We start from the raw sequence: 8,413 nt of genomic DNA on the forward strand, positions 1-8,413 counted from the left end.
GGTCTATACCGCTAAATACGCCTCAAGCGGCGAAGTGGAGCGCATGCATAAGCTGCACGGCACGATTTTTAGCGTGTATTTGGTAATGAGCGCGGTGGTCGTGCTTGCAGGAGCTGCGCTGCTAGCCAATCTGCACGCGATTTTTGGCGCTAAGCTAAGCGCTAGTGAGATGGGCGAAATTCGCATTATGCTAATGCTACTAACTGCAAATTTAGCGATTAGCTTTCCTTTTAGCATCTATTCGTCGATCCTTACGGCGCATGAGAATTTCGTATTTATTAAGCTAGTTGGGATCTTTCGCACGATCGCTCTGCCGCTAGCTGCGGTGCCTGCGCTACTTTTGGGATATAAGGCTATCGCGATCGTAATCATCGCTACGGCGGTAAATTTAATCTGCGTCGCGGCAGATTTCATCTACTGCAAGCGCAAAGTCTCGCCCGTGATAAGCGTGCGAAATTTCGACTCCCCCACGCTTAAGCAAATTTTTGGCTACTCGTTTTTTATATTTTTAGGCATCGTAGTCGATCAAGTAAACTGGAATGTCGATAATTTTATCTTAGGCGCGGTCGCAGGCGCTACAGCGGTCTCCACGTATGCCGTAGCAAGCACGATAAATGCCACTTTTGTCACGCTTTCGCTCACCATTAGCGGCGTAATGCTTCCTAAAATCGCCAAAATGGTCTCTGCCAACTCCACCGATTCCGAGCTTAGCGCGGAATTTATCAAGATAGGCAGGCTGCAATTTTACGTGATATTTTTTATCGCGTCGCTTTTGGTGATTTTTGGGCGAGAGTTTATCGTGCTATGGGCTGGCGCAAATTATGAAATTTCATACGCAATCGCGCTTATTTTGGTGCTTCCAGTAAGCGTGCCGTTGATTCAAAATTTAGGCTTAGCCGTGCTTCAGGCAAAAAACAAAGTCAAATTCCGCTCAATCGCCGCGTTTTGCGTCACGCTCGTAAATATTGCTATTTCTATTCCGCTAGCTAAGGCTTACGGTGGCGTGGGCGCTGCGTGCGGTACGGCTTTTGCGATCACCTTGCTAAATATCTGCGTGATGAATATCTACTATGCTCGTGTAATCGGACTTGACATCACTAAATTTTGGCGAAATATCGGCGCGATGGTAGTAAAATTTGCTCCCGCAATCGCAGTAAGCCTAGTGATAAATTACGCATTAGGCTTGCATGGAGTGAGCTTTTTGCTAATTTGCGGCGGGCTTTATTCGGCTATGTTTGTGCTAAGCGCGTATTTTTGGGCGATGAACGATTATGAGCGCGCGATTTTTGGCGGCATTGCGGCTAAGATAAGGAGGCGGGCTTGAGCTTCAATGTAATTAGCGAAGTGGTTACGAAAGACCGCTGTATCGGCTGCGGCGTCTGCGCGAGCAGCTGCCCTTTTAGCGTGCTAAAAATGCGGCTTGGAGGCAATGGATTTTACGCGCCCGAGGAGGGCGAAGGGTGTCGCGACAAATGTGATATTTGTCTAAAAGTCTGCCCGTTTTACGAAAAAGATACGCTTGAAAATGAGCTAAATTCTAAATCATACTCAGAGTTGGAAAGCTTTAGCCCTGATTTTGGCAGGTTTTTAGCCACTTACAAATTCTACAAAAAAGATGAAGTGCAGCGCCTAAGCAGTGCAAGCGGCGGTGCGGGAGATTATATTTTTCGCGAGCTTTTTGCGCGCGGGCTCATTGATTACGCGATTTGCGCCGTGCCTGCGGACGAGGGGGATTTTATAGCCCAAAATCACAAGCGAGATTTTTCTGCCTGCAATAATTTAGCGCAGCCACAGAATTTGCAAAATTCCGCAACCAAAAATTCCGAGCAGAATTCCGCAATTCCGAATTTAACGCAGAATTTGGCGGATGATGATTCTATAAATTTTACGAGTGCGCAAAATTCCTTTTGCGAAAATTTTACGCAGAATTCTATGCAGAATTTTACAAATGAAAATTTCGCACAGAATTCTAAAGCTTCTTGTAAAAATTCCGTATCAACGCAGAATTTTGCTTGCGAGAATTCCAAAAACGCGCGAAATTATGCGGGCGAAAATTCCGTGCCGCTATTTAAATTTAGCGTGATAAAAAATGCTGATGAGCTTACTCGCGCGCGCTCGTCCGCTTACTATCCGCTCACGCTTGAAGCAGTGCTAAAGGAGATGTCGCGCCGCGAGGGCAGATACGCGATCAGCGCGCTGCCGTGCTTTGCTAAGGCCTTAAGGCTTGCTGCGAGCAAAAATCCGCGCCTTAAATCCCGCATAAGCTTTATTATCGGGCTGGTTTGCGGACAGGGCAAGGGTGCTGCTTTTACGTATAAGCTGGCAGATCTTGCGTTTAAAGAGCATAAGCAGCTCGCGGCGGTTAATTACAGATATAAAATCGCGGGCAAAAGTGCGATGAGCTTTGGCTTTAAATTCCGCGCTGCAGACGGTAGCGAGGCGATAGATGATCGCAGTAGTAGCGCCTTTGCATACTGGAGTTCGCGCGCTTTTACGCCGCTTGCGTGCAACGCCTGCACCGACGTTTTTGCCAAATGCGCCGACGTCGTGCTGATGGATGCGTGGCTGCAAAGCGAAATGAGCGAGTGGCGCGGCACATCGCTCGTAATTACGCGCGCAGCTCAGATCGACGCGCTGTTTTCGCAGCCTACGAAGCAGGCACGCGAGGAGATTTTTTGCGAGCGGATATCCGCAGCAGAGGTGCAGCGCTCGCAGCAAAGCCAGGTGGAGCGCAAAAACGAAATTTTCTACGGCGCGAAAAATCCGCTTAGACGCTACATCTTGCGCCAGAAGCTTCAGATCCAGCGATATAGCGCTACGCATTTTGATTGTGATGATTTCATCGCTGCTAGGCTTAAAAAAATTGCCGCAGCAAATAAAGTGCTAGCGCTTTTGGCGCTACCAAAGATCGCGGCATATAAAATTTATAGGAAGTTTGCATGAAGATCGGGATTTTTACCCTGCCGCTAGTAAATAATTACGGCGGAATTTTACAAGCTTACGCGCTAAGCCGCGTGCTAGTGGGGCTAGGGCATGAGCCACGTCTCATAAACTTGCGCCTGCAAAGAAGCAAACTATCGATTGCGTATCTTAAATTTTTAGTGGCGCGCACGCTAAAAAAGGAGCTTTGCGGCGCGAAATTTAATCCCTCTTACGAGCGCGATACTAGCGAGTTTGTGGCTGAAAATATCCCTTTAACCGCGCCTGTTTGCATGCCTGCGGATTTAAAGGCGCTGTGCGAGAAAGAACGCTTTGAAGCGGTGATTTTAGGAAGCGATCAGGTTTTTCGCCCTAGCTATTTTGCGGATTTTGCAGATTGCTTTAGCCTTGGATTTTTGCCGGATAACTGCACGCGGATCGCCTATGCTGCAAGCTTCGGCGGAGATAGGCTCTGTGGGCTTAAAAATCCCGCAGATTTAAAAGCTCACGCTGCAAATTTGGCTAAATTTAAAGCTATTTCGGTGCGCGAGTGCGACGGCGTAAGGCTTGCACGCGAATGCTTTGGCGTAGATGCGCACTGGGTGCTAGATCCTACGCTTTTAGCTAACAAAGAGATTTACGATAAATTTTTAAGCCATGCACCGCAGCGCAAGGGTTTTGCCTATATCCTAGATCCATCGCCTCGCTCAGAAGCGGCGATAGAGCTACTAAAGAAGCAAAGCGGACTAGAGATAGATGAGGTGAACGACCGCGGCAACCGCATCGGCATAAAAGCGTGGCTAAGCGCTATTGCGGGCGCGGAGTTTGTGCTAACCGATTCATTTCACGGCTGCGTATTTTCTATAATCTTTAATAAGCCGTTTTTTGTGCTCGTTAACGCTAGTCGCGGCGCGTCGCGCTTTAGCTCGCTTTTGGGCTTATTCGGGCTTGAAAATAGGGCTTTGCAAGATCCCAAAGACGCGCGCTTGGACGCGACTATCGATTGGGATAGCGTAAATGAGGCGTTGCGCCGTAAAAGAGAGGACTCGATGAAATTTTTAAAAACAAGTTTAGGCTCATAAAATGAAAATAGCTATGGTAATTTCTGCTTTAGGCAAGGGCGGTGCCGAGCGCGTGCTAAGCGTGCTGGCAAATTTTTTCTGCCGCGAGAATGAAGTCTGTGTGATAAAATTTGACGCAGATGAGCCGTTTTACGCGCTGGATCATAAGATCGAACTTATTAGCTTGGATTTGGGCGTAGGCGATTTAGGAGTATTTGGCAATATAAAAAAGCGCTACGATAAAATTTTGGCCTTGCATAGGCTTCTAAAAAGTCGTAAATTTGATGTCGTGATCTCGTTTTTAGATAATACCAATGTCCTTACGCTTATCGCAAATCTAGGAGTTGGGCAGAAAATCATCGTCTCCGAACACACCAATCATCGTTTTTTAAAAAGTCCGATCTGGCGAGCTCTCAAGCGGATCTTTTATCCGAGGGCTGCAGGTCTTAGTGTGCTTAGTAAATTCGATCTGGATCATTACACATATGTGCAAAATCGCGTGATTATGCCTAATCCGATGTTTGAGATCAGCCATGCTAAAGATGCTCGCCCGCCTAAAGAAAATATCATCCTAGCAGCCGGCCGGCTCAATGTCTATAAGGGCTTTGATGTCCTTCTTAAGGCGCTTGCGCTTATAGATTTCAATCTTTTAAAAGAGTGGAAGGTGGTGATCGCAGGCGACGGAGAGGAGCGAAAGAGCCTTGAGAGTCTAGCTGCGAAGCTGCGCTTAAACGTGCAGTTCATCGGCTTTGTGCGTGATATCGAAAGCTTATATGAACGCGCTAAAATCGTAGTCGTAACCTCCAAGATGGAGGGCTTTTGCAATATTTTGATGGAAAGTATATTTTTCGGCACCGCTAGAATTTCTACGGATTGCATCGCAGGTCCTAGCGAGCTTATAAGCGACGGCGTAGATGGGTTTTTGTGTCCAGTGGGCGATAGCGCAAGTATCGCTAAAAAGCTTGAAATTCTAATGAGCGACGAAAAGCTGCGCGAGCGGCTCGTGCAAAACGCCTCCAAGCGCGAGGAGAGCTTTAAAATTGAAACGATCGGGCAACGCTGGTTGGATTTCATAGCCGCTACGATACACAGGGAGGAATAATGAGCGAAAATCCCCTAATCTCGGTCATCATCCCCGTTTATAATGTCAAAGAATTCCTGCGCACTTGCATGGAGCGCATCACGGCGCAGACTTATACGAATTTAGAAATTTTACTCGTAGATGATGGCTCAAATGACGGCAGCGAGGCGATTTGCGACGAATACGCTGCGCGTGATCCTCGTGTGTGCGTGCTGCATAAACCAAACGGCGGGCAGGCTAGCGCGCGAAACGCTGCTTTGGATGTCGCTCGCGGGGAGTTTATCAGTTTCGTAGATAGCGACGATTTGATAAGTCTTGATTTGATTGAGACGCTTTTTCGCCTGACGCAGAAATTTTGCACCAAAATTGCTATGTGCGGCTACACAGCATTTAGCGACGAGAGCGAAATAAATAATTTCAAGGCGGCTTTAAATTCTAAAGAAAATCAAAATTCTAAAGAGATTAGCGATCCAGGAGGAGCTACAAATTCGAATGCCAACGCAGGCGAATACAAAATATCGCCGCAAGAGCTTTTTAGACGCAGCTGCACGCAGGATCCGTATTTTAGCACCGCGGTTTGGCGCGCGCTGTTTGCTCGCGAAATTTTCACTGCTTTGCGCTTTCCTGCGGGGCAGATCTATGAGGATGTGGCGATATTTTTTGATATTTTTAACGCTTCTATTGTGGCATGCACGGATGAAATTTTATATTTTTACCGCGTAAGGGCGGGCTCGACCGTAAACTCATTTGCGCGCAGGCATCTTGCGGTCATCGCTGCGGTGCGCCGCTATACTGAGGCGATCGCTGTGAATTATCCAAGCTTGGCGCGTGAGGCTAATTTTACTCGCTGCGAGTCCGCGCTGAATACGGCGTTTTTAATTATCAAATCGAGCTTTGACGCTGCAGGCTTGGATGGAGATGCAACTTCTCCTTCCGAGGCTAATACGTGCAGCTTGGCAAACGAAGCGGATTTGCATGGCGCTGGTAGTTTATCTTGCGCATGCGGTAAAAATTCCGCATTTAAAAATTCCGCCAAGCAAAATTATATGCGAAATTCTAAGCAAAATTCTGCGTCGCAAAGAAAGATCGCAGATCCCCGCTCGCCTTTAAACGCCGCAGAAGCTGCGGATCAGATCCGCTCACTGCACGCTTTGGTGCGCGAGCGGCTGGATTTTAGATTTTTCGCGGCGCATGCAAGCCACACGCAGACACTGATGATGGTCTTGTTTTACGCTAGCCCTGCGCTTTTGCGGCTATTTTATAAAATTTATCGGAAGTTAAAATGAAAATTTTATTCGTCATCGCGGCTCTTAGAAACGGCGGCGCCGAGCGCGTGCTTCAGGTCTTGGCGAACCATTTTGCGCGCGCAAACGACGTTACGATCGCGATTTTGGAAAACGACGAGGGCAGGTATAAATTTAGCGAAAAGATAAAATTTTTGCATCTAGATGTTTATAAAAATGGCGGCAGGTTCGATAAATACAGAATTTTGCGCGAGTGTTTCAAGAGCGAGCGCCCAAGCGTCATCATCAGCTTTATGGACTGGACGAACGTAGCGTGCGTGATCGCAAGCTTTGGGCTAGGCATCCCGCTCATCGCGACCGAGCACAACGCGCACGATTATCTGCCAAACGGGCTTTTTAGCCGCGTGCGCGATCTGTGCTATAAAAAAGCGGACGCGCTTACGGTGCTTACGCGCTCGGACTTTGAGTACTATTCGCGATTTGTCAAAAACTGCTTCATCGTGCACAACCCCTTTTTCGGCGAGATCTGCGACGCAAAAAGCGCCAAGCGAAACGTGATCTTAAGCGTCGGCAGGCTCGAGCCCGTCAAGGGGTATGAAATTTACTTTGACGCGCTAAGCAGGATCGATAAAAGTCTGCTTGCGAAGTGGGAAATTTTAATCGCAGGCGACGGCTCGCTGCGCGAAAGCTTGCGCGAGCTCGTGGCGCGGCTCGGGCTTGAAGTGCGATTTTTAGGGCACAAACAGGACGTGAGCGAGCTGTATAAAGAAGCCAAAATTTTTGTGCTAAGCTCGCTTAATGAAGGGCTTTCAAACGTGCTGATCGAGTCTGCATTTTACGGCTGCGCACGGCTTAGTAGCGACACGGCGGGCGCAAAAGAGCTCATAAAGGACGGCTTTAGCGGCATTTTGTTTAAACGCGGCGATGCGAATGAACTTGCGAGCAAGCTTGAAAATTTAATGCGAGATGAGGCGCTGCAAAAGCGGCTGGTGCAAAATGCAAATGAAAATTTAGACGAGTTTTCGCAAGAGCGCATCGTTGAGCTCTGGCAGGGCTTGATCGATCGGTTTGCGCGCAAATAGCAGCCGTTTAATCGATGCCCTAGCGGCGCGCAGGGATAAATTTAAACTTCGGTGTGCTAAGATAGGCTCTTGCGCCGAGCAAAACGGCGCGTTTAAATTTGCCGCATCGCGCGATGAAATTTAGCCGCTTGAGGCAGCGCAAAACGCGCTAAATTTAAATGGCGCGGCGCTGCTCGCACAAAAAGGCGTGAGCAAAGCTTAAATTTAGGGCGCGGCAGCGATATTTAAAAGGTAAAGGGATGAAGAAATTAAGCGTTTTTATATATTCGATGGCAGGAGGCGGCGCCGAGCGCGTCGTAAGCAACCTCTTAGGCGAGCTTACGGCACGCTACGAGGTGCATCTGGTGCTGATGAACGAGAGGATTTTTTATGAAATTCCAAGCGGCGTGCAGATCCATTTCATCGAAAAATCAGCCCCTTTTGAAAACGGGCTGTTAAAGCTCGCAAAGCTGCCGTTTTTGGCGCTGCGATACAAAAAACTATGCGAGAGGCTGGGTATCGACATCCACTTCGTTTGGATGAACCGCCCGTGTTACGTGGCGGCGCTGGCGCGAGTTTACGGATTGGGCGGAACGATGATTTTTAACGAATGCTCGACGCCGTCGGTGCTGTATAAAGATGCGAGCTTCAAATCCAAAATTTCAAAGCTTCTGCTTCGCAAGCTCTATCCGAAGGCTGATTTTATCTTTCCGAACTCGCTCGGAAATCTGCGCGATCTGGCGGACAATTTCGGGATTGACGAGCGCAAGATGAGCGTGCTGTATAATGCGATCGATCTGGATGAGATCGGCCGCAAAGCTAGCGAGCCTATCGCACAGGAGCGGCCCTTTTTCCTAAGCGTCGGCAGGCTCGATGCGGGTAAAAACCACGCGCTTTTGATCCGCGCGTATGCAAATTTAAAAAATAACGATAAAGACCTACTGATCTTAGGCGACGGCGTGTTGCGAGCCGAGCTTGAGGCTCTGATAGAGGAGCTCGGCTTGGGCGGTCGCGTGAAGCTTTTGGGCTTTGATGCAAATCCGTATA

7 protein-coding genes are annotated in these 8,413 nt (G+C 48.4%); all 7 read left to right on the forward strand.

Annotated features, from left to right (window positions below):
• Positions 1–1,324, forward strand: a 1,324-nt coding sequence (locus Q0236_RS12260) for an oligosaccharide flippase family protein (RefSeq protein ID WP_297918511.1), incomplete at its 5' end; no start/stop codon positions are given.
• The gene (locus Q0236_RS12265; protein ID WP_297918514.1) at positions 1,321–2,943 is read left to right on the forward strand and encodes a Coenzyme F420 hydrogenase/dehydrogenase, beta subunit C-terminal domain; all 1,623 of its coding nucleotides are present in this window, start codon (positions 1,321–1,323) and stop codon (positions 2,941–2,943) included. The genes Q0236_RS12260 and Q0236_RS12265, both read left to right, overlap by 4 nt.
• Entirely contained in the window at positions 2,940–4,001 is a 1,062-nt protein-coding gene (locus tag Q0236_RS12270) for a polysaccharide pyruvyl transferase family protein (RefSeq protein WP_297918517.1), read from the forward strand. Before Q0236_RS12265 ends, Q0236_RS12270 begins: the two co-directional genes overlap by 4 nt.
• Before the next feature lies 1 nt (position 4,002).
• Positions 4,003–5,082 carry a glycosyltransferase family 4 protein gene (locus Q0236_RS12275; protein ID WP_297918520.1) on the forward strand — a complete coding sequence of 360 codons (1,080 nt, stop codon included), beginning with the start codon at positions 4,003–4,005 and terminating at the stop codon, positions 5,080–5,082.
• On the forward strand, positions 5,082–6,347 hold the full coding sequence (locus tag Q0236_RS12280; protein WP_297918523.1) for a glycosyltransferase: 1,266 nt from the start codon (positions 5,082–5,084) through the stop codon (positions 6,345–6,347). The genes Q0236_RS12275 and Q0236_RS12280 overlap by 1 nt, the downstream gene beginning before the upstream one ends.
• Positions 6,344–7,387, forward strand: coding sequence for a glycosyltransferase (locus tag Q0236_RS12285; RefSeq protein ID WP_297918525.1), 1,044 nt, complete (start codon positions 6,344–6,346; stop codon positions 7,385–7,387). Before Q0236_RS12280 ends, Q0236_RS12285 begins: the two co-directional genes overlap by 4 nt.
• 239 nt (positions 7,388–7,626) lie before the next feature.
• On the forward strand, positions 7,627–8,413 hold a 787-nt coding region (locus Q0236_RS12290), incomplete at its 3' end, for a glycosyltransferase (RefSeq protein ID WP_297918528.1).

Origin of the sequence: uncultured Campylobacter sp. (assembly GCF_938031315.1) — a bacterium.
In the GTDB taxonomy this organism is placed as follows: domain Bacteria; phylum Campylobacterota; class Campylobacteria; order Campylobacterales; family Campylobacteraceae; genus Campylobacter_B.